This window comes from Streptomyces sp. ActVer (assembly GCF_027270795.1).
In the GTDB taxonomy this organism is placed as follows: domain Bacteria; phylum Actinomycetota; class Actinomycetes; order Streptomycetales; family Streptomycetaceae; genus Streptomyces; species Streptomyces umbrinus_A.
Genome location: NZ_JAPWHT010000077.1, coordinates 1 through 24,401 on the forward strand (window position 1 = coordinate 1; position 24,401 = coordinate 24,401).

Genomic DNA, 24,401 nt, shown 5'->3' on the forward strand with positions numbered 1-24,401 from the left:
GCCCCCGCGGCCTGCCGTCCGCATCCCCCGAACGGCCCGCCCCTCCGGCCCCACCGGCCCGCACGGCTGAGGATGCCTCACAGGCCCCCGTACGCACCACCGTCCGCACCGGGCCGGACAAACGCAGACAGAGAACGGAGTCCTCGCATGGTCGAGCGGTACGACACTCTGGTGATCGGCGGCGGCATGGCCGGACTGCCCCTGGCCCTGCGCGCCGCCCGGCACGGCCGGGTCGCCTTCGTCGAGAAGGAGCAGCTCGGCGGCACCTGCCTCAACCGCGGCTGCATCCCCACCAAGACGATGATCGCCTCCGCCGAGGTGGCCCACCAGGTGCGCCGCGCCGCCGAGTACGGCGTCCACACCAGCGCCCCCACCATCGACCTGGCCGCCGTGGTCGCCCGCAAGAACACGATCGTCGACCGGATCCGCTCCGGCTCCTACAAGACAGTCGGAAAGGCCGACCAGCTCGACCTCTACCCCGCCGAGGGACGCTTCACCGCACCCCGGCGGCTGCGCGTGGATCACACCGACATCGAAGCCGACAAGATCTTCCTGGTCACCGGCCTGCGCACCACCATCCCCCCGATCGACGGACTCGCCGCCACGCCGTACCACACCTCCCGCACCCTGCTCGACCTCACCGAGCTGCCCGAGCACCTGATCGTGGTCGGCGGCGGCTACATCGGCTGCGAGTTCGCCCAGATGTTCGCCCGCTTCGGCTCCCAAGTGACGCTCATCCAGCGCGCGGAGCGGCTGCTGCCCGCCGAGGACCCCGACATCTCCGCCGCCGTCACCAATGGCTTCACCGCCGACGGCATCACCGTCCTCACCGGAACCACCTGCACCGCCGTCGACGGCCGCCCCGGCCACATCCGGGCCGGCTGCCGGGGCGGCGAGACCGGCGAGGTCACCGGCAGCCACCTGCTCATCGCCGCCGGCCGCACCCCCAACACCGACAACCTGGGCCTGGAACACCTCGGCGTGACCCCCGACGAGCACGGCTTCCTGCCCGTCGACGACCTGCTGCGCACCGACGCCGAGGATGTCTGGGCGCTCGGCGACATCCGCGGCGGGCCGATGTTCACCCACACCGCCCGTGACGACGCCGACATCGCTTACCGCACCACCTACCGTGGCCAGGACCGCTCCACCACGGGCCGCGTCGTGCCGCACGCGGTGTTCACCGATCCCGAGGTCGGTTCCGTCGGGCTGACCGAACCAGCCGCCCGCACGGCCGGACACCAAGTCCTCATCGGCCGCCAGGACTTCACCGGTGTCGTCAAGGCCCGCGCCATCGGCAACACCCGCGGCCTGATCAAATTCGTCGTCGACGCCGACACCGACCGCATCCTGGGCTGCCACATCTCCGGCCCCGACGGCGGCAACCTCGTCCACGAGGCCGTCATCGCCATGACCTGCGGCGCCACCTACACCGACATCGCCCGCGCCATCCACATCCACCCCACCCTCGCCGAAGGCATCAACACCGCCGCCGGCGGCGTCCACCGGGAAATCGGCACCTGACCCTCTGGGCCCGGTGGTGGCAAAAGACCGCCCGCAGCATTGTCAGCTGCACGACCCGTACGGCGCCGTTCTGTCCGCGAAGCTGTGCGATCTCGTGGCGAGTAGATCACCTTGGCAACGCAAGGGCGGAGTGCCCGGCAGTCTTTGCCGCGCGCCCCGCCCCATGCAGCCCAGGCTGGGCCGTCAGCTACACGATCCGTACGGCGCACTCGCTCTTGAACTGTTCGGCAGAGCCCGGACATTCGACGGCGCGGCCAAGGCGTCGCGAAGCCGCTCGATCTCCATCCTCTGGGCGGCGATCTGCGACAGAGCCCGCTCCCTGAAGTCAGTGAGTCCATCGATTTGCGCGTCACGCGCGGCGAGGCGCTCCTTCAGCCCGGAGACCTGTTTTTTGAGCCGCTCGATCTGTGCGGCCCGCGGGTCGGGAATCACGCCCGTTTCCCGAAGCTCGGCCAACCGGCGCTCGAACTCCTCCGCCAGGTGTTGGTAAGGGCCTGGCCGCGGCGAGCCGTCGCGGTTCTTCTTGGGATAGAAGCCGGTGCGGGCGACCCCGGCTTGGGTCGCGAGGGTCTTGATGTCGCACTTGCCGCCCGGGGGAACGTCACCGGCAAGGAGCCGTTCCATGACGTGCCGAATGGCCGCCTCATTGTCCCGCCGGGTCTCGTCGCTGATACGGGCCACGTCATGCCCCCGTTCCGCAGAGGGCGTCAATTTCGGCCAGCACCCGTTCATCGCGGGCGAGTTCCGTACTCAGCCGCGCCTTCTCCGTCCGCTGCGCGCGCCCGATGGTGGCGATGAACACCTTCTTGCTCTCGGCGCTGGCCGCCCACACCGGGCGGTGCCCGGCATGGTGGGTGGCCTGCGGGCACCGCGCCGAATCGCACATGCCGATCAAGGGCTCCGTCGCCCCGCGGGCGTGAGCCCCTGCGAGCTTGAGGCACAGCGCCTTGGACGGATCGAGGAACCAGCAGTAGTTCGCCGGCCCCAGGTGCAGGGCCTTGGCCCGCTTGGCGAGCAGGTTCGTCACCTCCTGGTCGCTGCGCTTGATGTTCGGCGCCCCGGAGGAATCCAGCTGTTCGTCGACGAACGCGAAGAAGTCCAAGAGGTCGCTGGCGCCAGGCCCCGCAGGGCGGATACCGTTCTGGTAGTCGTGGAAAGCGTCGAGGGCGACGCGCATCTTGTGCTCCCGCTCCTCTTGGCCGAACTCGGCCATCAGCACCGACTGGGCCCCACCAGGGCGGTCCGCATAGCCCTCCGTGGTGACCACGGAAATGTGCTTGAGATGGATCTTGGCGGCCAGCAAACCACCGGGCCGGTGCGCCATTTCCACCGCGAGGGTTCTCCGTAGCATCCGCAGACTGACCGGCACCTCGGGGATCGGCGCCAGCCCAAGGCGACGGCCCTCTGGGCCATTGACCCAGGTCAGGAACCATTCGTACGGGGTGACGAAGGAGAGCGACTTGAACAGGTGACCGTCGTTCTTCACCGGGTCAGCGAGCGAGGCGGCTACGTCGGCGGTGTCGTACGCCTGCTTGATGGTCACCCACTGATCGTGTTCACCACCCAGCTTCCGGCCCTTGATGACCTTGCCCTTCAGGCGGTAGCGGACGCGGCCCTCGCCGAGCTGTTCGGGAGGCAGGCGGCAGTCGTTGGTCAGCTCAGCCAGTTCGCTCTTCCGCATTCCGGTCAGTGCGGCGAGCGCGATGAGGCAGGCTGTGCGGGCCCGGGAGAGCTGCAGTCGGGCCTCGGTGGTGTTCATCGGCAGGGTCCAGGGGACACTGCCCCGTCCGTCCGCGCGTTCGACCAGGGCGGCTGTCCGGCCCCAGCGTTTGGACAGGCCGACTTCCCTGACGGCCTTTTCCAGGTGGCCGCGCAGGGTGGGCAGCCACGTGTAGTGGAAGGCGTGCCGTCCGGTCTCGTGGGCGAGGGAGATCAGGTTCACCTGTAGCAGCGGATCGTCCTGATCCCAGCCGTCCGCCAGCCGCTCGGCTACGACGTGATCGAGGGCGACATCGAACGGATCAGCTTCCTGTATGTGGCGGTCGATGGCCTGCGCGACCTCGACCCTCCAGTCCGGACGCTCCCGGTTGTTGCGGCCCGGCCGGTTCGGCACCATCTCCTGCAACTGTTGCTGCAGCTCCGTGACGTGCGGTGCCAGCACTTCCGCTACGTACAGGGCCGCTGCGACGAGCGGTTGGAAGACGTCGTTGCTCAGCGGCGGTGTCGTGTTGCCCGTCCGACGGACCATCCCGGCGACGGAGTACGCCGTCCGTCGCCCCCATGGACGGAAGGCCGACACGTAGCCGTCGGCTGAGAACAATTCCTTGTAGTAGCCGAGCTCCTGGATGACCGCCACGACGTCCATGCGGTAGCCGGGGCTGCTGTCGCGGATCACGACGCCGTGCTTGTCCCGTACCTTCTTGCGAAGTTCCAGGTAGGCAGCACAATGCTGCTGGGTTACCTCCCCGAGATTGTCCACGCCCTGTTCGGTGAGCCAGTTGAGCCAGCCGGTCAGCACGGTCAGCCGCCCGTGCACCGTGGCTATCTGCACGGGCGTTCGGTAGGCGTGGGCAAGTTCCCGTACAGCGCGGTGGTCCGGTGCGAGCCGGGCGAAGATGAACTCCTTCGCCAGTTCCCTCCACTGGGGATTGAGGATCTCGGTGAAGGACAAGATCCGCGCGTACCGCGCAAGGTACCGCGGCAGCCCGATGACACCGGTGAAGTCCCAGATAGCGTCGTCGAAGTGAGGATGCGGGCCCGCGCCGTGGACCGGCAGACCGGCCGCAGCGCACACGTCTTCACCTCGAAAAACGGAAGGCGAAAAGGCAGCCGCGAGGCCCGCGGGCCCGTGCAGGGTGGTCATACGGTGTGCTCCTCAGGTCGCAAGGGAAGCTCGACATCGGAATCGGTGACCTCGGCAGCGGCTGCCCGTAGCGCGTGCTCGGAGAAGTACCGGCCGGGGGTCAGGATCTCGTCGAGACGGTGGGCGTACGGGCCGAAGACGGGGATGAACTCGGCGGTGGTCATCTGCTGCCACTGGCGGGAGAAGAACGCCCGTAGCCGCAGCAGGTTCGGCAGATGGCGAGGGGCGAACAAGGCCAGCGGGCACAGCAGGCACACCCACGGGCGTGCCGGACAGGGCTTGCCCTTCGGCCCGTGGAGCCCCGACAGCTGATCTCCACATGCCGCGGTGAACACGTCGCGTTCCCCGGACAGCAGCTGCGCCAAGGCGTTGTCATCCAGGCCGAGCCGCTTCATGTGCTCGGGATAGTTCTCCACCAGGTCGGCCATTTCAGCGGTGGCCAGCACCAAGGGCGGCAGCGCCCGGCGAACGAGGTCCTCCTGCGCCTGGGCGATGATGTCCTCCGCCGCCTCGCGCTGAGCCGGCGTCGTGTTCGTCAGGTAGTGGTCCCCCTCGACGCCGGGGGACCGGTTCGGATCCAGCGTGGACCGGCGGCTGCCGCGCCAGTGTGACCGGTCCTTCAGCGCGTCGTGGGTCGTGCGGATGCGGTGCCGGTGAAGGCCCAGGGGGAGACCGTCGTCACCAGTCATCTGCGTGGGGCGCTCGTCCTCGTCGACGGCTTGGCGCCGCTCGACCCAGGCGCATATGGACAGGCGCGTGGCCGGCTTGGCCAGCCATCGCTCTCCCGCCCATGTGCCACTCGGCGTGAAACGCACCCAGAGCTCGGGGCGCAGTTCCTCGGGCGCGAAGCGGCGGGCCACCGCAGAGTGATCGAGCCACTGTTCCAGCAGGCGAGTGGCCTGACGAGACAGAGCAAGGCTCTCTGCCGCCGTGCGGCCCTTGACGTAGCTGAGGAGGATCTTCTCGTCACCCGCCCACTCGATGTCGTCGAGTCCCAGGTCCGCGATCCCGTCAGGCACGATGCCGGTGTAGGCGCCGAACAGCAGCTGATAGGCGATGATCACATCCAGGGTCGGGATGAGCGGATCCAGCACCGCGCGAAGACCGCCCCCGTATCTCTGGCGGAAGGGGAACGAGCCGCGGTCTGCCATCTCTTTGACGAGCGGGTCGGGCCCGTCGTGAAGCACCAGCCAGTGATGGGCAGTGCGTTCACGGAGCGAAGCCCCTGGACCGTCAGCTGTCGAAGCGTGATCACGGGCCGCGCAGAACGCGCGGAAGGCGCCATCGACCTCGTCCCGGCAGGTACGGATGAGCCGGGCCCATTCGGCCTCGCTGTACGGCTGGTGCGAGCCGTACCGCTCGCCCGTGTTGAACAGTCGGCCATCGACGAACGCGCGCACATCCGGCGCCAGAATCGGATCCTGGTCATCCGCGCAGCGCAGCATGGCCCGCAGCGCGCTCTCGTGGGAGGATCGCACCCCTTGCCGCCAGTACCGGGCGAGGAGCGCGCGCGTCAGGTCGGATGCCCCGCCGGAGAACCCGAACTCGACCAGCCAGTCGGTGAAGCCGCGGACGGCCGTGAGGTACAGGTCGAAGCCTCCCGCACTGTCGACCTGCCCGTGCGGATGGACAAGATCTGTAGCGCCTTCCAGCAGAGTGCGTGCCAGCCCCGGGAGCTCCACTGGCCGCCGCACGCGCAGGGGACGGCGGTACTCCGATCCGTCGCTGAAGATGCAGTGCACACCCAGCGGGTCAAGGGTGACGGTGGCCGGCATCAGACCACCGCCGGTTCGTCGTCGAACTCTGTCTCGAGCTCCAGCTCGACGTCCTCGTCCAGCAGCCCGTACTCCTTGCCGACCCGCCGATACAGGGACGTGAACAGGCGGAGCACGTCCAGACGGTGGAGGTACGCTTCCGTCGTCAGTGAACTGGTATGTCCGAGAAGATCGCGCAGAATCAGCAGCGGTTCTTGGGTCCGCAGGTAGTGCGCCAGGGCGGCATCGTCATCGGTGTCGCGGACCTGTCGAGCAGCCTGCTCGTACCAGCCGCGCATCAGCCGCGCCATGGTCGCCATGGCCATGGTGTGACGTAGCCGGTGCGGATTGACGTGCGGGAAGCGCGGCTCGTAACGCTCGCGGATGCGGTCAGAGGTTCTGGCGAAGACCGTGGACCATCCGGTGAACGGGCGTCCCTGGCCCCACACTGACAGCAGCATCGAACCCCCCTCCGGGGCGACCAGACGCCGCCGCTCGTCAGGGCCGAGTGAGCTCCACTGGACGCGGAGCCCGTTGACGCGTCCGCCCCACTGGTCGGCGTCCGTCACGAACAGCGGCTCTCCCCAGCGGGCCGGCGGACGCCACGACGATCCGAACGTCGCCGCTGCTCGGTCGAGGGCGATGTAGGAGTGCAGCTCAGCCAGTGAGTCGTAATCGATCCACGATTCGCGGTACTTGCTTCCCTTGGTGACCCCGGACGGGACGGGGAAAGAGACCGGCACCGCAGTCCGTCGCGAGGGAAGCAGGGGCACCTCGCAGACCAGCAGGTACGTGTACTCCTGGCTGCGTAGTCCGCTGGAGACGATCATTCGGCCGACCGCCGAGTTCCGGGCCAACTCCCGTCCTCGGTAGCGCAGATCGCGCTCCCCGTCGGGGCTCAGGCCCGCCAACCCCTTCAGGAACATGTCCGTGAAGTCGTCGTCGAGATACTTGATCGTCACATGAGGCTTGGCTTGGCGCCGCCGTGACTGGTTGACCCGTCCGCGACGGACTTGCCCCTTGAAGGCCCAGACCGCCTGCCGGTACGTGAACGGCTCGGAGTCTGCGTACTCCTCATCCTTCGCCCACTTGTAGAACCCCGCCAGAATCCCCATGTTCTGGTTCCACGTGGACGCCTCGAAGCGATGCTTGATGGGGCCCTGGGCTCGATAGACGGAGTACGCGCCCAACGCCGCCTTCAGACGACGCCGCGTGTCGAACAGAGCGACGCCGTGCCCGGATATGAACTCCAGCCACTCACGCACCGTACGCACGTAGTAGGGCCACGAATTCGGCGATGGGCATCCATTCGCTGGCAGCTCGCAGGCCCAGCAGTTGATCACGGTGGTGGGACGGACGCCGTTGCTGTCCTCGAAGAGGAGGTCGTCGTCGAACAGCAGCGGCATCCCCTCCGGGATCGCCGGACTGAACGCAAGTCCCCAGGACTCCCAGCCTGCTGATGAGTACGTCGATTGGTGCATGGCCGATGAGTATCAATGCAACCCGACTGAGTGCAACACACAAACGAGCAGGTCAGGTGGCACATCAGGCGGTATGCAACACCGTCGCTAAGCAGGAACAAGCAGGTATAGCGACCACAGGGCGCTGCTGGCGGCCAGGACGAAGGAGGTGGCCGTATTCGACAGCACGATCGAGCGCACGACGGGGGTGTGCAGGGTGTAGGTGAGGCCCTCGCGGATTTCCGCCCAGTGGCTCGTGCCCGCCGTGCGAGCGGGAGGCGGGTCTTCCCGGTGCTTGATACGCCACAGGAGCAGGGCGCTGGCCAGGTAGGAGGCGGCATCGACGGTGACGGCGCGGGCCGCGCCGAGTGCGGTGACGAGGACACCGCCGGAGTTGGTGCCGATCAGGTCGGCCAGGGAGTTGTTGGCGCCCATCTTGGAGTTGCCGTCCTTGATCCGGCCTGGGCCGAGGAGGGAAGGCAGGTAGCTGATGGACGCGTTACTGCCGACCACCTGCAGGGCAGCCACCGTGAAGGCGACTGCGTACAGGTGGATCAGGGTGATGCGGGCGAGGAGTTGTGCGGTGGGGAGGGTGAGCAGGACGGCGGCGCAGAGCAGATCGCAGGTGATGATCACGGGTCGTTTGCGGCGGCGGTCTGCCAGGACGCCAGCGTGGAGGGACAACAGCAGGGGTGGGAGTTTGGAGGCAAAGGCGATCAGCGCGACGTTGAAGGTGGAGGCGTGCAGTTCGACGACGGCCAGGACGGACAGCGCGATCGTGGTCACGCCGCTTCCGGTAACGCTGATGCCCTGGGCGAAGGCATAGTTCCGGAATTCTCTGTCTCGCCACAGGCTTCCTTCGGCGTCGGGTTCGGATCGGTGCGGCACGTCGGTGAACTCCGCTCGTGAGTAAGGCTGTTACGGCCCGTCGTTCGGTGTCGCGTCCCGTGGTGGGCTCTCACTGCCGACCAGGGCCGCACGCGGTCAGCGCGGCAGGAGTCGTTCGACTCCTTCGCTATGCAGCAGCTGGGTGATGTTCTCCACGAGGCCGCCGAGGTCGTCGGCCGGTCCGGTGGCTGCGACGTGGATCGCGTCGCAGCCGGAGGGGTGGAAGACGGCGGCGTCGACTCTGATCCGGTGGGGTTTGTCGGTGTAGTGCGCGTGGACGGAGCAGGCGGTCTGGCAGTTGCCTTTGAGCTGGGCGAGGACGCCACGCTCGACGGCCAGCAGCCGTGCCGTGGCGGGGTCGTTGATGGCGTCGAGGAGGTGGGCGGCGATGGTGTCGCCGCTGCGCTGCTCGACGACGAGCATGCCCGCACCGGTGGCCGGGGCCAGCACCAAAGCCGGGATGAGCTGTGTGGCACGGTCCGCCTGGGACATCCGGCGCAGTCCGGCATAGGAGACCACGAGAGCGTCGAGTGGCTTGTCGCCTTCGCCGGCGTCAAGGCGGGCGAGGCGGGGAAGCAGGTTGCCGCGCACCGGTTGGATGGTGAGGTGGGGGTAGCGGGTGCGGAGTTGGGCGATGCGACGCGGCGCGCTGGTGCCGAGGACGCTTCCGGTGGGGAGGTCGTCCAGGGTGGCGACGGGCTGCCCGGCGGGGAGGACAAGGGCGTCCCGGGCGTCTTCGCGGGGCAGGACGGCGCCGACGATGGTGTCGGTGCCGCGCTCGTGAGGCCCTGGGAGGTCTTTGGCACACGAGACGGTGACATCGACACGAGCGGCGGCCAGTGCTCGGTCCAGCTCGCGTACCCAGGCGGCCTTGCCGCCGATCTGCGCGAGAGGTCCCTGGTGCAGGTCGCCAGCGGCTTTCATCGGGGCCACGTGGACGGCGACTTGGGGGAAGGCGTGTTCGAGTAGTCCGGCGACGTGGGCTGCTTGGACGAGGGCCAGGTCGGAGTCGCGGGTTCCGAGCACGAGTCGGGGCGGGAGGTGGGTCACGGACGGATCCTGGGGTCGGGGAAGTGGGAGATCAGGAGGGTGACGATCGTGGTGATGGCGAGGCCGGCCGCGATCACACCGAGGCAGCCCAGCAGGTCGCGCAGCGTGCTCCACAGCGGGTCGGCGGCCCACTTGCTGGGCCGCCGCGCACGGGGCCGGGTGGTGCGCGGCGGGTGGTGGGTGTCAGTCGAGGGTGCTGGCGGCATGTGATTCGCCGTAGGCCGAGGGAGTCGGCAGCACCAACGGTGCGGCGGCGCCGCCGTACTGGTTGGCCTGCATGAGGTACATGCGCCGGTACTGGGAATCGGGCCGTGCCATGAGCTCCTGGTGGGAACCGCTCTCGACGAGGTGTCCCTCGTCCAGGACGTAGATGATGTCGGCGTGCTGGACGCCGGCCATGCGGTGGCTGACCAGCACGACGGTCTTGCCTTCGTCTGCCAGTCGGCGGATGCGTTCGAAGGATTCGATCTCGGCCTCGGGGTCCAGGGCGGAGGTGGGCTCATCGGCGATGACGAGGCTCGCCTGCCGATGGCGCAGCCGGGCTTGCCCGACCGTCTGCCACTGCCCCCCGGACAGTTCCTGGCCGCCGCGGAACTGCCGGGCCAGCAGGGTGCCGAGACCGCGGGGAAGAGTGTCGGCGAGCTTGTCGGCGCCCGAGTAGGCGGCAGCGCGGGCGATGTCGTCGTCCGCGTTGCGTTCCGGCTGGCCGATCTGGATGTTGGTTCGCAGGGTGAAGGGCCAGCGCTGGAAGCCCTGATCGAGAGCGGCCACGTGCCGGAAGATGTCCACCCGGTCGGCCTCGACGAGATCGGTCTGCCCCCACAGGACGCGGCCGGCCGTGGGCCGGTGCAGCCCAGCGAGGAGTTTCACCGCGGTGGACTTGCCGCTGCCGTTCGCGCCGACCAAGGCGATGACGGCCCCGCGCGGGAAGGTCAGGGTCACCTCCTGCAGAGCGGGAGTGTCGCGGTCGGGGTAGGTGAACGACACGTTCTCGAAGGTGACCTGGTCGGGAAAGTCGGTCACGGGTCGGCCGCCTGTGGGGATGGCCCGGCGTTCGGCTTCGTCACGGAAGTGGTCGAGGTCGCGGACGTAGAGGGACTCCTCGTGCAGCCGCAGGATGTTGTCGACGAGGGCGCCGAGGCTTGCTGAGCCGGTGCGGATCGCGAGCGCGGCCGTGGCCACCGTGGCGGCGCTCATGTGGCCGGTCAGCCACAGAGCGCCCAGGCCGGCAAACGTGGCCGCCGACGCGAGGCCGGCCATGGCCGCGGCGATCAGTTCGGTGACCGCGCGGCCGTCGGCGAGGCGGGTCTGTTCGGCCTCGGCGGTCTGGCCCATCTCGTGGAAGTGGTCGAGCAGGAAGGGGCCGACCTGGTGAACGCGGATCTCAGTGGCAGATTCCCGGGCGGTGATGAGGTTGTTGACCAGGCGCTTGGCCCGCTCGTGCTCGATCCACTGCATCCGGGAGGCGTAACGACGCCGGGCCACATGCATGGCGCCCCAGCCACGCGGCAGCGCGATGAGCAGCAGCAGAGGCAGCAGTACGGGGCTGAGGACCGTGACCACGCCAGCCGCGGCGACGAGGGAGAACAATCCGTTCACCACGGCCACGCAGACACCGATCATGGTGCGGGATGACTGGGCGCCGAAGTACGCCGAGTCCAGGAGCGTGCGGAACTCGCCGTCTTCGATGGCCTCGAGTTCCGCGCGGGCGGCGCCCTCCAGGAACTGTTCGGTGGCCAGCCTCTCGACTTTCGGTTCCAGCCGCCCGGTGCCCGCCGTCGAAAGGCAGGCCAGGACGGTGCCGACCACGGCGATGATGCAGCCGGCGATCAGGGCCGGCAGTGCGGCGTGTAGCCGGGAGACGTTGTCCCCGTCCTTGAGCAGGGCTTGGATCACCTGGTTGGTGACCAGCAGCCCGGCGGCTTGGGTGATGCTCTGGCCCACCTCAGCGATCCCGATGGTCGCCAGGGCACGGCGGTCCGCCTGCCAGGCCAGGCGCAGGGTGCTGCCCACCAGCGCCGGCACCATTCGGGCGGCCTGCCCGAATTTGGTGTCCAGTCGCGCGTACTCGTGGCGCACCCATCCGAAGTCGTAGCGCAGCGCCCCGCCGAAGAGCGCGACCTCGGACTCGGAGACAGTCTGTTCCGTCTTCCAGACCCGTTTCAGGAGCCGTTTCATCGCGCCTCCGATACGGCCGGGCTGGACAGGACGTGGGACTTGCCGTCGATCAGAACGGCCGGTACACCGGCAAGGAGTGCGGCGTGCGCCGCCTGGATACGGCGGGCAAGTCGGTGCGGCAGCCGCGCGAGGGCCTCCTCGATGGGGAGGAACTCGGCGGCGCCGATCTCCCCGTCCGCGAAGCGCAGGGACTGTGTCTGCTGGTCGGTGAGGGGACCCACGTGGAACACGGTCACGACCATGGCCCGCCCATATCGGGCAGCGGGGACCTGGTCCAGGACGAGGAACCGGCCGATCGGCACTCCGGTGAGGTCGAGTTCCTCGGCCAGTTCACGTTCCAGGCCCTCGATCTGCGTTTCGTCTGCCTGGACCATGCCACCGGGCATGTCGAAGCCGTCCTTGTAGGTCGGGTCGACCACGAGAATCCGGCCGTCGGCATCGGTGATCAGGGCAGTGCAAGAGGCCATGGGTGCCTCGACCTGGGCCCAGTACGCCCGTTGCTCGTCGGTGACCACGCGGTCAGGGCCGCCGACAGCCTGCTCGGTGGTGTCAGGTTCGCCGGACATGAGAGTCCTCCTCCAGGGCCAGAAAGGCGGTGCAGGGCGTCGCGCCGGCAGGACTCCGGCACGAAGGTGCGCGTCACGTGCGGAGGTCAAGGCAGGAGGGCCGCCATGCCCGTATGGGGGATCTCGATCGCGGCCTGCGGCGGGCTCAGCGGAATTCCCCAGCGGGCTGCCGCCGTTCGGGCCGCGTACTCGGCCTGTTCGGCTCCGGCGCGTCCGAGGCCGAGCAGCTCGCTCGCCTGCGCGGGGCTGACCAGCAGCCGACTGTAGGTGATGCCGGTCGCGACGTCCGGTGCCGTCGGCCCCAGGCAGTCGATGCGTGCGATGTACCGTGCCCGGGCGTTCGCCCCGGTGCCTGGGCCGTAGACCGCACCGTCCGGATCGAGGAGGTAGCCGAGGTAGGCGGCATCGTGCAGGCGCAGAGCTGCCTCTTCGGCGGCTTCACGCAGTGCTGCCGCCTTCGGCCCGTGGTCGTCCGTTTCGACCGTTCCGCCTGGCAAGACGACATGGCCGTCGCGCGGATCCACGAGGACGACGACCCGGCCGAGCGGGTCGAAGGCCCACACCCACGCTTGTTTCACGGGAAGGCCGGCAGCGGGCTCCATGGCGGGGTGCCAGACGATGTCCTGGTAGCCGATCGCAGTGCGCGGGACGACGTCCAATCGCTGCAATGCCTGTCCGATCCCGATGGTCTCACCGTCCTCCAGCACGGCGGGTCCGGCACGGTCGATCCGGGCACGCAAGGCAGCGAGCATCCGTCGCCTCTCGATCGGGCGCATCCGGCGTGCGGCCTGCGCCGGCGGAAGGAAGTGGAACGAAGTGATCTCGTTCTCGGGCAAGCGAATCCGGGCGATGTCGCTCTCCTCCAGGACGTCACCGTCCCAGATGGAGACCGTTTCACCAGGAAAGCCATATACCGTTGCGTACTCCGGATTGGCCTTGCTGACCCAGTCGACTGCCAACAGTTGGTGTACGCGGACGGACAGCCCAAGCCCCTCGGCCACTTCTCTCACCGCGGCGTCCGAGGGCCGCTCCGGCTGGTCCACACCTCCGCCGGGCAAAAGGAGCTTGCCCGGCCGGTACGCCGGATCGAGGACCAGGACCTTGCCCTCCGTATCGGTGAACAGCACCGCGGCGCCACCCCAGAAGGCCGCGCGTGAGCGCGCATAGTCCCGCGGCGCCATCAGTCCTGCAGGTTCGCGCCCGTCGTCAGCAGGCATCGGGCCACCCCACCGTGCTCGCGCTCTGACCCCGCTGAATGCAGACCAGGGCCTGGCGGGTGTAACGCACCAGCTTCTCCGGCAGAGCCGAGAGCGACCACCATCGCAGCTCCGCACATTTGTCCGGTTCCGCGACGTAAGGCCGCCCGGCGTACTGCGTGGCGGTGAAGAAGATTTGGAGACGGCTCTCGCGCGTCTTGGGGTCGTGGTCATGGACAGTGTGCGCGAGCACCAAGTCTTCCTCGGCGAGGGCGATGCCCAGTTCCTCGCGAGCCTCACGCACCATGCCCGTGAGGAAGGATTCCCCCTCTTCGAGATGACCCGCGGGGACGTGCCACCAGCCGTCGCACCAGGCGGTGCCGGCACGAAGGCCGAGCAGCACCCGGTCCTCCTGGACCAACACCAAGTGAAGCCCGATCACGGAGCGATACGGCAACAGATTCTCCGTGCCGGCATGTCGCAACGGGCGGAGGAGGGCTGACAGTGCCGGAAGCGAAGAGACGGCTTCCCAGAGGCGGGACCGCTGAAGAGCATGCGCCTCCGTCGCGAGCCAGGCGGCCGGTTTGGTGGGCACAGGAACGGAGAGGGTTCCGTCGCGCGGACGAAGCGCAGAAGCGGACGCAAACGGCATTACAGAGCCTCCCGGGGCATGAAGAATCCACTCCACCTGCCGCCTGTGACCGCAGCGACCCGGGTGCCCGTTGCCGGACTCCGACGAGTCTATCTAGCCTGCGCAGTAAGGGCGTTGGGCGAGGCCGTCTTGTCGCAGCTTCCACTCGTTGTAGTAGTTCTTCGGAGTCTTCGGCGCGTCCCATCAATCCAGCAAGAGGTGCCACGACCGCAGTTCTGGCCAGGGCGTGCGTTCCCTGCTGTCCGAAACAAGCTGCTCCTCAACACCGTCCAGCACACCAACGTCTTGGTCCCTTCCGGGTCTTGCCTGGCCCTCGCCTCCGGTACCGCAGCTCGCCGCGTTGTAGAGGCCCCTAGGTACGCCCAGTGATCGGGAGTGCGGGCTCCCGGAGACCCCCCATCCACGACAGGTTGAGCAACGACGTCCGTGCGCGGTCCCGCTGTTCGGCAGCTGCGCCCAGGTCGTTGTCAGTGCCCGGGCGGAGAATCAGCGGATGGCCCTCGAACTGACGGCGGCCGGCGAGTCCGAGATCCTCGCCGCTGCCTTACGCGCGTACCTGTCCGAGAACCGCTTCGCCTTCACCGGTCTGACGGGAAAGGAGGCAACCCTGTGCATCACCCGCGCAGTGGCAGAGTGGGCGAAGGCGTCAGGCTGGCGGAGCAGATGGGAAGCGCCAATGCGCTACATCGACCCGCCTCGCAAGATGAACGGGGGCTGCCGCATCTACTGGTCGCCGCCCTGGTCCGCCTACCTGGATCTCCGCCTGGTTCGCAAGGAGGGCCCTCCGGTCGCCGTGGAGATCGACCGCGAGGACGACAGCACCGCCGTGGACAAGCTCCGCGACGAGGCCCTCCGGGGACGCCCCGCCCTGTGGATCCGCTGGCACGGTGCCCTGCGTGCCGAACTCCCGGCCGGTGTCGCCCGCCTGCACCTACCCACGCGGTCCAGCCGCTCTCCCGTCCGGTACTCGCTGACACCCGTCACCAGCGCGGCGGCGATCGCCCTCGGCGAGGCCGTCACCCCCGAGGCCCGAGCGGACGCCCTGCACCGGGACCAGCAGCGGATAGCGGAGGAGAAGCATGCTGCCGCCCTCCCCGGGGATCTCGGTCCCATTCGGTGCTAGGGGCTTCGGCACAATAATCCGAAGGAAATGACCACAGTGCGCGTAGAGGAAAGCGCCGACGCCGGGGCTCGACACGGCGACTTAATTGCACAGAACGTCGGCCTGGTGGCGCCACAACGTGCTCTGGCCTTCCGCGTACGCGACAGTTCTCCGAGCAACGCCTCCGGGCGTGGCCAGCGCGGGAAGTCACAGGATAGGGATCGGTTCTTCCAAAGTGACCAAGGAGATCAAGGGTGCAGCCGTGTCCGTCCTAGTAGCGGGCCTGGTTCCAGTGCCGACAAAAGGCCGTACCTGGGTGGGGTTGCGGCAGTAGGTTGTGCCGATGACCGAATCCCTGCCGCCCGGCGGCGCCGTGCTCGATGTGGACGAAGTGGAGGCCCGGTGGGCGGATGCCTGGCGTCCGGAACAAGTCGCTGAGCGGTTGGACGGGGTCGGCGCGCCCTGGTGCATCGCGGCAGGGTGGGCGCTGGATCTGTTTCGCGGGGAAAAGTCTCGGCCGCACGGCGATCTGGAGATCGCGGTGCCCGCGGCCAGGTTCCCGGAGATTCGGCACCGCTTCCCCGAGTACGTGTTTGACCCGGTGGGTTCCGGGCGGGTCTGGTCAGGGGCGGGAGCCGAGGCGCTGGCGGCCACCCACCAGACCTGGCTGCGGGATCCAGCGAGCGGCCAGTTCCTGTTCGACGTCTTCCGCGAGCCGCACGAGGGCGAGACGTGGCTCTTCCGGCGGGACGAGAGGCTGCGGCTGCCGTACGACGCGATCATTGAGCGAACGGCGGACGGAGTCCCGTACCTGATGCCGGAGTTGGTGCTGCTGTTCAAAGCCAAGGCGACACGCCCCAAGGATCAGGCGGACTTCGCCGGAGTGCTGCCGCTGCTGGGACGGGCGCGGCGGGATGTCCTCAATGAGTGGCTGACGCTCGTACATCCCGGGCATCCGTGGCTGGAGGAACTGGCGGGGTGAGTGGCGCAGGCCGCGCCAGTGGATGGCCAAGGACCATCCCGCCTGCGAGGACTGGCTGACAGGGCACATCCTGAAACGAGGTCGCCCGGGCTCACCACTCGCGCACGTTCTCCGAGCTCGGTGCCGCGGTGGCACGAGGCGCCTTCTCGCTAGCGGCCAGCGAGGAAGCAGCGAACCACTTCGTAAAGAGTGTCGGAGGTCGTCGCTCGATGCACGCCCGGCGTCACACCGGGCAGCGGCTGGGAGCCGACGAGTGCGGTACAGGTTCCGGCCCTGTGGCCAGCGTTAATGTCGCAGGAGGAGTCGCCAACCATCCACGATGCGGAGAGGTCGAGATCGAGGTCGTGGGCGGCTTGGTGGAGCATGCCGGGGGCGGGCTTCCGGCATGAGCAGAGCCTGCGGTATCGGGGCACCGTGCCGTCCGGATGGTGGGGGCAGGCGTAGATGCCGTCGAGCCGGACTCCGTGTCGGGCGAGGAGAGCGCGGAGTCGGTGGTGCATCGCGTCCAACGCTGCCGTGTCTAACAGCCCCCTCGCCAGCCCGCTCTGGTTCGTGACGACAACCAGGGCGAAGCCAGCGTGCTGGAGGGCGCGCAATGGCAAGCCGATATCCGGCTGTAGGACCAACTCATCGGGGTGGGAGGGATAGTGGCGCGGCTCGGTGAGGGTGCCGTCGCGGTCGAGGAACACCGCCCGTCGACACGGCCGACCAGCGCCTGTCGTCGGGGCGGAAGGCGCCGGTTCATCCTGTCTCACTGCTGCGGAAGGTCTCGAACAACTCGGCGGCGCGGGCTTCGATGGATTCGGCTGAGACGGTCGGCCGGTTGGGCAGGGCCTTGTCGAGAGCGGTCATGTCAGCGCAAGTGAAGTACTGGTAAGCGGCCGTGTCCGGGTTCGGTACCAGCTCTGCGAGCAGAGGCCGACCGGTGGCCTCACGGTGCAAACGGGCGCACCACTGCGCCACGTCCGCGAAGGACGCAGCGTAACCGCCACCGAAGTTGTAGACCCCAACCGGCACCGGCGGCTGCTCGGCGAGCTGGACGATGGTGGCGGTGACTGTCTCGACGGGGATGTAATCGCGGGCGGAGGTCAGGGAGTCGTCGAAGACGCGGATCTGTCCAGTGCGAGCGGCTTGGCGCAGGAGCTGGGACAGGATCGAGGCCATCGGGCCCTTGTCGGCTTCATCGGGGCCGAAGACGTTGGTATAGCGCAGCCCCACCCAATCGAGGCCGGTACCGTGGCGGGCGCGCATCTGCTGGTCGAGGACGAGCTTGGAGGCGGCGTACGGGTTGAGCGGCCCGGAGCAGCGAGAGAAGTCAGAGTCCGCGTCCTCGGCGATCGGTGTGCGGTGGTGGAGGGTGCCGTAGACGGAGTGCGAGGAGGCGTAGATCAGGCGGGCGCCGCCGGAGCGGCAAGCGTCGGCCAGCCGGAGCGGGCCGAGGGTGTTGGTCTCGTCCAGCTCAGGTCCGTGCGGAGCGCGGGTGTCGCTGATGCCGGCCTGGTGCACAACGGTGGCGTAGCGGCCCGCCGAGATCTCGCCGAGGAGAGCCGGGCAGGCGAAGTCGCCGCGCTGCCAGCGGGCCTTGCGGGCAAGGTGGTCGGGGGCTGGGCGCAAGTCGATGGCGGTGACCTGGTGTCCAGCGAGGTGGAAGGCGTCCACTGTGTGTCGGCCGATGAACCCGGCAGCCCCGGTGACCAATACGTTGCCTCCGGGGATCATCGGGCACCTGCCTGTTGGGTGAGCTGGTCGATGCGGTTGGTGGTGGAGTGACCGTCCAGGTAGGGCACCACGACGACCTCGCCGCCCCAGCTCTCCACGAGGTCGGCTTCGGTGATCCGCTGGCCCGCATAGTCGCCGCCCTTGACCCAAATGTCGGGGCGGAGCTCGGCCAGCACCTTCTCGGGGGTGTCCTCGCCGAAGACGAGCACGCCGTCCACGCAGTCCAGTGCCTCCAGCAGCGCGGCGCGCTCGCGTTCACCGACGACCGGGCGGTCATGCCCCTTGAGCCGGCGGACGGAGTCGTCGCTGTTGATACACACCACCAGGACGTCTCCCAGGCGGCGAGCCTGGTGCAGGAGGGAGAGGTGTCCGGCGTGCAGCAGGTCGAAACAGCCGCCTGCTCCCACGACTTTCCCGCCGCGCGCTCGTACCCGCGCGGCCAGCTCCAGGGGCGCCGACGGGCCATCGGACTTCGGGACGTACAGGCTGGCGGGGCCGCCTGCTTGGACGTAGCTGGTCGCAGCCTCGACGGCCGCGGCCACGGCGTGTGACGGCAGCCGTCCGGCACCGAGCATCACGGCTGCGGTGACCGCCAGCTGGTCACCGGCCCCACAGGTGTCCCCAGCGGCCGGGCGGCCCGGGACGACCAGGGGGTGGGAGTCGGGGCCTGCAATCAGGACCGCGCCGTTGCGCCCCTGAGTGACGGCGACCTGCTTGACCGGCCACGCGGCCAGAAGCCGCACGCCCCGCCCGACGTCGTCGCCGAGCTCCCGCGGCCCACTGTCCCCCGTCAGGGCCTGGGCTTCGTCCGCATTCGGGACGGCCAGGGCCGTCCCCAGGACCGGCTCGGCCCCCTTGGGGTGCGGGTCCCACACCAGCGGGCAGCGGCGGGCCGCGTCGGTGAGGGCCTGGCGGAGTTCGTCGTGTGCGCCGATGCCACGCCCGTAGTCACACACCAGCACGGCCGCAGCCTCGTCCAGCCGGGCGCGGGCGATGTCCGCAAGCGGGCCGAGCCGCAGCGGGGTGGTGGCCGTGTCGAAGCGGAGCAGGGTGCGATCGGCGACGCGGATACGGGTCTTGACCGGGGTGGTGCCGGCGGCGGCCAGGTCGACGACCTCAACGCCTGCTTGGTCGAGCAGAGTGCGAACCCGGGCCCCAGCGGTGTCTTGTCCAAGACCGCACACCAGGGTGACGCGCCAGCCCGGCTCCCGGGCGGCCAGGACGGCGGCCAGTCCGGCGCCGCCCGGACGGTCGATGGCCTGCGTGTCGGCGATGACCGGTACAGGGGCCTCCGGTGAGAGGCGGTCGGCCGTGCCTGTGATGTCGCGGTCCAGCAGCACGTCACCAACCACCACGAGCCGGCGCATGCCGTCCAGCTGTTCATCGTTGGACGCGGCTGGCCCGACGAGGTGAGCGTCGATGGCTGCGCAAAGAAGGTGCACGGCCACCAGGTGGCACTCCTGGACAGTGGCGGTCTGCTCGGCGTCCACGCACACCGCCTGATCGCTGGCCTCGGCAAGCGGGTTCGGTGCGGGGCCGGTCAGCGCCCAGACGGTGAGGCCGAGTTCCCGGCCCGCCTGGGCTGCGGCGAGCACGTTGGGGCTGGCGCCGGAGGTGGAGATCAGGAGTAGGACGTCGCCGGGGCGACCGTGTGCGCGGACCTGCCGGGCGAAGACCTCCTGGGCGCCGTAGTCGTTGGCGATGGCGGTCACCGAAGAGGAATCTGCGTGCAGCGCGATGGCGGACATGGGCACCCGCTCGGCGCGGAAGCGGCCGACGAGTTCGGAGGTGAGGTGCTGGGCCTCGGCCGCCGAGCCGCCGTTGCCCGCGACGAGCAGTCGCCCGCCCGCGGGCAGTCGTCCGGCGAGGAGGCTGCCCCATGCCTGGAGGCGGGCGACATCAAGCAGGGGTAACGCAACGGCGAGCGCCTGTATGTGCGCGCGGCCCAGCTGGGGCACGATCAACTCCCTCGAAGGACAAAGTAGACAGCGTCGGGGCGGTTGCCGGGGTGCTGGCGCTCGCCGACCAGCGCCGGCACCCTGAGTGCTTAGGACGCGGCGGGCCGGTAGCGGGCAAACAGCGGGCCGTACGCGGTCAGTGCGCGGTCGCGCTCCAAGAGCGGATAGTCCAGGAGCTTGTCGACGATGCGATGTTCGGCGAGGAGGCGCTCGGCGTGCTGGAGCAGCACGGTGTCGCCGAGTTCGGTGAGGTGGACGCCGTCGCTCCACACGCCGCCTGCCTGATCGTCGGCGGGCAGGTGACGGGCGACAGCGGTGAACGGGGTCCACACGTCCAGGAACAGTGCGCCGTGAGCGGCGGCGGCCTTGCGGGCAGCCTCGTTGTAGCGGGCGAGTTCGGTGTTCATGGCGGCAACGGTCCCGGGGTCCTCGATCGGGCCGAAGGGGGTCTCGCTGATGACGACGATCTGCCGGGAGTAGCCGGTCAGCTGTTCCAGCATGGTGGTGATGTGCCGGGTGTACTCATCGAGGTCGACCGCCTCGGACAGCCGGTTCTGGAAACGACGCCAGACATCGTTGATGCCGCAGCCGAGGAACACGAGGTCGTAGTCGGTGCCGGTGGTCGCCCTGTCAGCTTCCACGAGGGAGGCGGTGTCCCGGCTCGTGGCACCTCCCTCGCCGTGATTGCGGATGTCGAAGCCGATGTGGGCGTGGGTGGCGCGCAGGGAGAGCGTGAGGCGGTGCACCCAGCCGCGCTGATGCCAGCCCTCGACGGTGACCTTGGAGCCGACCTCGGGCAGGTTGGCCTGGGTGGTCATCTGCGCGTTGAACGCTTCGAGGTGTTCCATGATGCTCGTCCCGAAGAACCCCACGGTCAGGGTGCGCCGGTCCTCGCTCGCGACGGGGGCGCCGTCGAAGTGGCGGCGCACTGCGGCCGGGACGCCGGCGGCGACCGTGTCGGGGGCGATGCTGTGTGCGACGACCGCGTTGGCCCCGACCAGGACGTTCGCCCCGATGCGGACGCCGCCGGTGACTGTGACCTTGTTCGACAGGGTTGCGCCCGGCTCGATGATGATCGGCGCGGCCTCGAATCCGGACGCCCACGGCACGAGTTGCCCGGTGGGCACGTTCGCGGCGGTGCGTACGCGGTGGTTGTGGTCGTGGAGGTCGACCATGTTTGACAGGGCCGCGCCGTCGCCGAGGCTGATGCCGGCCATGGCGGAGATGAAGGTGTGTTCCCCGATGGCGACGTCGTTGCCGATGGTGACGGTGGCGCCGCGGTGGACCTGGATGGTGGACCCGCGCCGGATGCAGACCCGGTCGCCGATTGTCAGGTGGGCGCCGGTGTCGAGCTCGATCACGAGGTCGTCGGGCAGGTCGCAGTCCTCGCCGAGGGTGAGCGCCGTGCCGTGCTGGGCGCGCAGCCGGTCGGCTGCCGGCAGTTCGGAAGGGGCAGGGGTGGTGCTGGTCATCGCGAATCGGTCCTGTTCGCTTGATGCGGATGATGGCCACGGGGCCGGCCCTCAACCTACCGGCCGTGAACGGGTGGTGTCGGACAGTCAGTTCGGCTGCTCCTTGAGTACGAGGAACGGGCCGATGGCGAGTGCGTCCAAGGGGCTGGCCGCGAAGGTGGCGACTGCGTCGCGGGGGGTGCACACGATCGGTTCGGCCTCGTGGTTGAACGAGGTGTTCAGCAGCGCGGGCGGCCGGCCGGTCTGCTCGGCGAACGAGGCGAGGAGGCGCGCGTACGGGGCGGCGTCATCCCGGGCGACCGTCTGCGGGCGCAGCGTTCCGTCGGTGTGGACGGCGGCCGGGATCACCTGGTGCGCGGCCCCGGTCGCCTGCCGGGCGACGATCATGAACGGGTGAGGGGCGCTCGTACCGATCAGGTCGGCCGCAGCCTCCTGAAGGAGGACCGGGGCAAGGGGCCGCCACCGCTCCCGGTGCTTGATGCGGTCGTTTATGTGGTCGCGGGTCCGGGTGTGGTGGGCATCGGCGAGGATACTGCGCCGGCCGAGCGCGCGGGGCCCGGCCTCCATGCGCCCCTGGAACCAGCCGATGGTGCGCCCGAGCGCCAGGTGCCCGGCCACCACGGTCGGCAGGTCGTCGCCGTGGTCGCGAAAGGCCAGGCCGTAGTCGTTGAGGGTCGCGCGGATAGTAGCTGGGTCGAAGGCGGGGCCGAGGGCGGCGGTGGTCATCGCCTCACCGGGCAGCGTCAGGTCGCCGCGCCGCACCGCGACCTCAAGGGCGGCGCCGAGGGCGCACCCGGCGTCCCCGGCGGCTGGCTGGACGAACAGCTCATCTACGCCGCGCAGGGCGGCAAGGCGGCCGTTGGCGGAGCAGTTCAGGCCGACCCCGCCCGCGACACACAGACGCCGGGACCCGGTGAGCGTGAGGACTTCGCGGGCCAGCTCGGCCAGGCACTGCTCCAGCAGGTGCTGCGCCGAGGCGGCAAGGTCGGCGTGCTCGGGCCCAAAGCCCGTGTCGGGCACGACGCGTCCCCCGCTGTAGGTGCGGGCGCGACGGTGGGGCGGGATGCCGAGGCCGGCGTACGCGGCGGCGTACGCGGCCTTCAGACGCCGGTAGTAGCGCAGGTCGGTGTACTGGTCCTCGACCGGTTCGTCGGGGCGGATCCCGTAGCGGGACAGGTCCAGGTGGTAGCCCCCGGCCTGGGGCGTGAGGAAGTCCAGCTGGTAGCGGTTCGGGTTGCCGTAGCCGGCCAGGCCCATGAGCTTGCCGGAGCTGGTCCAGTCCCCGAGCCCGAGGTGTTCGGCGACCGTCTCGTAGAACCAGCCCAGGGACTGGGAGAAGGGGAACTGGCGCAGGACCTTCAGCCCGCTGGTAGTGCCGTGGGCGAGGGTGGCGGAAATGCCGTCGCCGGAACCGTCGACCACCAGGACGGCGGCCTCGTCGAACCCGGCAGGGTGGAACGCCGAGGCAGCGTGCGCGAGATGGTGCTCGATCACGGTGACCTGCCGGGGCCGGTGATGGCCGAACAGGCTGGGGTCGAGGAGTTCGGCGATCAGCTCCATGTCCGTACACGTGTCGCTCGGCTCGGGCCAGGCGGGGTTGAACGCGATGGCGATCTCGTCGACCTGGTCGAGGGTGATGCCGGCCTCGGACAGGCAGTACGCCGCGGCCACCGCGCAGGAGCGGGAGTCCTTGTGGTGCTTGCGGCGGGAGAACCGCTCTTCCTCGGCGAAGGCCACGATGCGGCCGTCGATGACCAGACAGGCGGAGGCATCGTGGTAGTACGGGCCGCCCAGTCCCAGCACGGTTCCCAACGTGTGCTCCTTCTCGCAGTCGCCCAACACCCCACGGCGCGGGGCGGGTTCAGACAGTGGTCAGGTCAGGTGGTCGAGGGTGGCCTTGAGGACGGCCGGAACGTCGATGGTGTCCATGCAGCCGCCGACCCCGCCGCAGGCAACCTGGTGGGCGCACGGCGAGCACGCCAGCATCGAGCGCAGCGCGGTCACGTTCGTCACGTGCTTGGGGATGACCTCGGCACCGTTGCTCGGCCCGAGCAGCAGCACGGCCGGCCTCTTGTGTGCGAGCGCGAGATGGAAGCCGAAGGAGTCCCCGGTCACCACCGCGTCGACCAGGCCCGGCAGCGCGGCGGCCTCCTCCAGGCTGAGCGGCGCGTACGCCACCCGGGACTCGTCGGCACCCCGCAGCCGCAGGTGCCGCACCAGGGCCTCGCACGCGTCGCGGTCGCTCGGGCCGCCGAGGACGGCTAGCTGCGCCCCGTGGTCGACGAGGGCGTCGCCGAGCTCGGCCCAGTGCCGCGCCGGCCACAGCTTCGTCGGCAGCGACCCACCCAGATTCAGGCACACCCTGGGACCGGTCCGCTCCCCGAGAAGCCCGGCCGCGCGCCGCCGGGCGGCCTCCGGCACTTCCAGGACGTACGGCTCGCCGGCATACGTGTAGCCGGCGACGGCGAAGTACAGCTCCGTCCACGTCTGCTGGTTGCCGATCGTGCGGTAGTCGTTCCAGGTGTTCTGCCGGAAGAACTGCATCGCCGCCGCGCCCATCGGATACAGGACGTGGTCGGGGCCGCCGAAGGCGAGCCCCGCCTTGTGCCCGGCGTCGATGCGGTCGACCAGCGCCGCCGCGGACGGAGTCCGCTCGAAGGAGTACACCGCGTCGAAACGGCGCGACGGCAGCTGGGCGGCGGCCTCCCAGTCGTGGACGAGGACTTCGTCCACGTACGGGTTCATCCGCAGGATCGGCGCGCACGCCTCGTCCACCAGCCAGGTGATGTGCGCGCCGGGCTTCTCGGCGCGAATCCGCGCGGGAAGGGGGGAGGCGATCAGCATGTCCCCCAGCAGGCCGAGCATCACGATCAGGACCCGGTGGTCGACGGGGTCGTGATGCGGGCAGCCGTGGCACGGGCGCCAGTGGCGGCAGGGTCTCCCGCCGGCGAAGTGCCGGCAGTCCGAGTGGATCTCGAACGTGTCCACGGTGTGCACGGGGCCAAGGAAGGCGCACCGGGCAGGGAGTTGCTCCGGA

Annotated in this window: 20 protein-coding genes and 1 pseudogene; 3 read left to right on the forward strand and 18 right to left on the reverse strand. The window is 69.3% G+C overall.

What is annotated here, in order from left to right:
• Positions 1–147 precede the first annotated feature (147 nt).
• The gene (locus tag O3Q52_RS15365; RefSeq protein ID WP_269649343.1) at positions 148–1,524 is read left to right on the forward strand and encodes an NAD(P)/FAD-dependent oxidoreductase; all 1,377 of its coding nucleotides are present in this window, start codon (positions 148–150) and stop codon (positions 1,522–1,524) included.
• Between the two features lie 183 nt (positions 1,525–1,707).
• Here the strand turns inward: O3Q52_RS15365 and O3Q52_RS15370 are convergent, their stop codons facing one another.
• The 11 genes from O3Q52_RS15370 to O3Q52_RS15420 all read right to left on the reverse strand — a co-directional run bounded on the left by O3Q52_RS15370 (position 1,708) and on the right by O3Q52_RS15420 (position 14,074).
• Positions 1,708–2,205, reverse strand: a complete 498-nt coding sequence (locus tag O3Q52_RS15370) for a hypothetical protein (protein WP_269649344.1) — start codon at positions 2,203–2,205, stop codon at positions 1,708–1,710.
• 1 nt (position 2,206) lies between these two features.
• Complete coding sequence (locus O3Q52_RS15375) at positions 2,207–4,318, reverse strand: site-specific integrase (RefSeq protein WP_269649345.1); 2,112 nt, start codon at positions 4,316–4,318, stop codon at positions 2,207–2,209.
• A 65-nt stretch (positions 4,319–4,383) separates the two neighbouring features.
• Positions 4,384–5,832: a hypothetical protein gene (locus tag O3Q52_RS15380; protein WP_269649346.1), complete on the reverse strand. Its 1,449-nt coding sequence runs from the start codon at positions 5,830–5,832 to the stop codon at positions 4,384–4,386.
• Between the two features lie 329 nt (positions 5,833–6,161).
• Complete coding sequence (locus tag O3Q52_RS15385) at positions 6,162–7,622, reverse strand: site-specific integrase (RefSeq protein ID WP_269649347.1); 1,461 nt, start codon at positions 7,620–7,622, stop codon at positions 6,162–6,164.
• Positions 7,623–7,709: 87 nt separating this feature from the next.
• Positions 7,710–8,489 (reverse strand): MFS transporter, encoded by a 780-nt coding sequence (locus O3Q52_RS15390; RefSeq protein ID WP_119581130.1) that lies wholly within the window; start codon positions 8,487–8,489, stop codon positions 7,710–7,712.
• Between the two features lie 96 nt (positions 8,490–8,585).
• Positions 8,586–9,539, reverse strand: coding sequence for a hydroxymethylbilane synthase (gene hemC / locus O3Q52_RS15395; protein WP_269649348.1), 954 nt, complete (start codon positions 9,537–9,539; stop codon positions 8,586–8,588).
• A complete protein-coding gene (locus O3Q52_RS15400) occupies positions 9,536–9,745 on the reverse strand; it encodes a hypothetical protein (RefSeq protein ID WP_162948208.1) in 210 nt (69 codons plus the stop codon). The genes hemC and O3Q52_RS15400 overlap by 4 nt, the downstream gene beginning before the upstream one ends.
• Positions 9,723–11,717 (reverse strand): ABC transporter ATP-binding protein, encoded by a 1,995-nt coding sequence (locus O3Q52_RS15405; RefSeq protein ID WP_269649349.1) that lies wholly within the window; start codon positions 11,715–11,717, stop codon positions 9,723–9,725. Before O3Q52_RS15405 ends, O3Q52_RS15400 begins: the two co-directional genes overlap by 23 nt.
• On the reverse strand, positions 11,714–12,283 hold the full coding sequence (locus O3Q52_RS15410) for an NUDIX hydrolase (protein WP_269649350.1): 570 nt from the start codon (positions 12,281–12,283) through the stop codon (positions 11,714–11,716). The genes O3Q52_RS15405 and O3Q52_RS15410 overlap by 4 nt, the downstream gene beginning before the upstream one ends.
• An 86-nt stretch (positions 12,284–12,369) precedes the next feature.
• A complete protein-coding gene (locus O3Q52_RS15415; protein ID WP_269649351.1) occupies positions 12,370–13,500 on the reverse strand; it encodes an NUDIX hydrolase in 1,131 nt (376 codons plus the stop codon).
• Positions 13,490–14,074, reverse strand: a complete 585-nt coding sequence (locus O3Q52_RS15420; protein ID WP_269649352.1) for an NUDIX domain-containing protein — start codon at positions 14,072–14,074, stop codon at positions 13,490–13,492. The genes O3Q52_RS15415 and O3Q52_RS15420 overlap by 11 nt, the downstream gene beginning before the upstream one ends.
• 550 nt (positions 14,075–14,624) lie before the next feature.
• On the opposite strand from O3Q52_RS15420, the gene O3Q52_RS15425 reads away from it, so the two are divergent.
• Positions 14,625–15,254 (forward strand): hypothetical protein, encoded by a 630-nt coding sequence (locus tag O3Q52_RS15425; RefSeq protein WP_269649353.1) that lies wholly within the window; start codon positions 14,625–14,627, stop codon positions 15,252–15,254.
• A 322-nt stretch (positions 15,255–15,576) separates the two neighbouring features.
• Positions 15,577–16,215 (forward strand): hypothetical protein, encoded by a 639-nt coding sequence (locus tag O3Q52_RS15430; protein ID WP_269649354.1) that lies wholly within the window; start codon positions 15,577–15,579, stop codon positions 16,213–16,215.
• 149 nt (positions 16,216–16,364) lie between these two features.
• Here the strand turns inward: O3Q52_RS15430 and O3Q52_RS54385 are convergent, their stop codons facing one another.
• The 7 genes and pseudogenes from O3Q52_RS54385 to O3Q52_RS15460 form a co-directional block, all read right to left on the reverse strand.
• The gene (locus tag O3Q52_RS54385) at positions 16,365–16,970 is read right to left on the reverse strand and encodes a D-glycero-alpha-D-manno-heptose-1,7-bisphosphate 7-phosphatase (RefSeq protein ID WP_369124165.1); all 606 of its coding nucleotides are present in this window, start codon (positions 16,968–16,970) and stop codon (positions 16,365–16,367) included.
• Entirely contained in the window at positions 16,957–17,934 is a 978-nt protein-coding gene (locus tag O3Q52_RS15435) for an NAD(P)-dependent oxidoreductase (protein ID WP_119581139.1), read from the reverse strand. Before O3Q52_RS15435 ends, O3Q52_RS54385 begins: the two co-directional genes overlap by 14 nt.
• Positions 17,931–19,301, reverse strand: a complete 1,371-nt coding sequence (gene rfaE2 / locus O3Q52_RS15440; protein ID WP_269649359.1) for a D-glycero-beta-D-manno-heptose 1-phosphate adenylyltransferase — start codon at positions 19,299–19,301, stop codon at positions 17,931–17,933. Before rfaE2 ends, O3Q52_RS15435 begins: the two co-directional genes overlap by 4 nt.
• Before the next feature lie 45 nt (positions 19,302–19,346).
• A pseudogene (locus O3Q52_RS15445) lies at positions 19,347–19,868 on the reverse strand (SIS domain-containing protein); the annotation flags it as partial.
• A gap of 113 nt (positions 19,869–19,981) precedes the next feature.
• Positions 19,982–21,364 (reverse strand): GDSL-type esterase/lipase family protein, encoded by a 1,383-nt coding sequence (locus O3Q52_RS15450; protein WP_119581141.1) that lies wholly within the window; start codon positions 21,362–21,364, stop codon positions 19,982–19,984.
• An 87-nt stretch (positions 21,365–21,451) separates the two neighbouring features.
• Complete coding sequence (locus tag O3Q52_RS15455; protein ID WP_269649360.1) at positions 21,452–23,167, reverse strand: carbamoyltransferase C-terminal domain-containing protein; 1,716 nt, start codon at positions 23,165–23,167, stop codon at positions 21,452–21,454.
• A 69-nt stretch (positions 23,168–23,236) separates the two neighbouring features.
• Complete coding sequence (locus tag O3Q52_RS15460; protein WP_269649355.1) at positions 23,237–24,361, reverse strand: glycosyltransferase family 9 protein; 1,125 nt, start codon at positions 24,359–24,361, stop codon at positions 23,237–23,239.
• Positions 24,362–24,401: the final 40 nt, after the last annotated feature.

Excerpts from the sequence above, each read along its gene's own strand:
- rfaE2 (WP_269649359.1), bottom strand. The coding sequence starts at position 19,301 with ATGCGCCGGCTCGTGGTGGTTGGTGACGTGCTGCTGGACCGCGACATC.
- O3Q52_RS15385 (WP_269649347.1), bottom strand. The coding sequence starts at position 7,622 with ATGCACCAATCGACGTACTCATCAGCAGGCTGGGAGTCCTGGGGACTT.
- O3Q52_RS15425 (WP_269649353.1), top strand. The coding sequence starts at position 14,625 with ATGGCCCTCGAACTGACGGCGGCCGGCGAGTCCGAGATCCTCGCCGCT.
- O3Q52_RS15405 (WP_269649349.1), bottom strand. The coding sequence starts at position 11,717 with ATGAAACGGCTCCTGAAACGGGTCTGGAAGACGGAACAGACTGTCTCC.
- O3Q52_RS15365 (WP_269649343.1), top strand. The coding sequence starts at position 148 with ATGGTCGAGCGGTACGACACTCTGGTGATCGGCGGCGGCATGGCCGGA.
- O3Q52_RS15410 (WP_269649350.1), bottom strand. The coding sequence starts at position 12,283 with ATGTCCGGCGAACCTGACACCACCGAGCAGGCTGTCGGCGGCCCTGAC.
- O3Q52_RS15415 (WP_269649351.1), bottom strand. The coding sequence starts at position 13,500 with ATGCCTGCTGACGACGGGCGCGAACCTGCAGGACTGATGGCGCCGCGG.
- O3Q52_RS15435 (WP_119581139.1), bottom strand. The coding sequence starts at position 17,934 with ATGATCCCCGGAGGCAACGTATTGGTCACCGGGGCTGCCGGGTTCATC.
- O3Q52_RS15450 (WP_119581141.1), bottom strand. The coding sequence starts at position 21,364 with ATGACCAGCACCACCCCTGCCCCTTCCGAACTGCCGGCAGCCGACCGG.
- O3Q52_RS15430 (WP_269649354.1), top strand. The coding sequence starts at position 15,577 with ATGACCGAATCCCTGCCGCCCGGCGGCGCCGTGCTCGATGTGGACGAA.
- O3Q52_RS15380 (WP_269649346.1), bottom strand. The coding sequence starts at position 5,832 with ATGCTGCGCTGCGCGGATGACCAGGATCCGATTCTGGCGCCGGATGTG.
- O3Q52_RS15400 (WP_162948208.1), bottom strand. The coding sequence starts at position 9,745 with ATGCCGCCAGCACCCTCGACTGACACCCACCACCCGCCGCGCACCACC.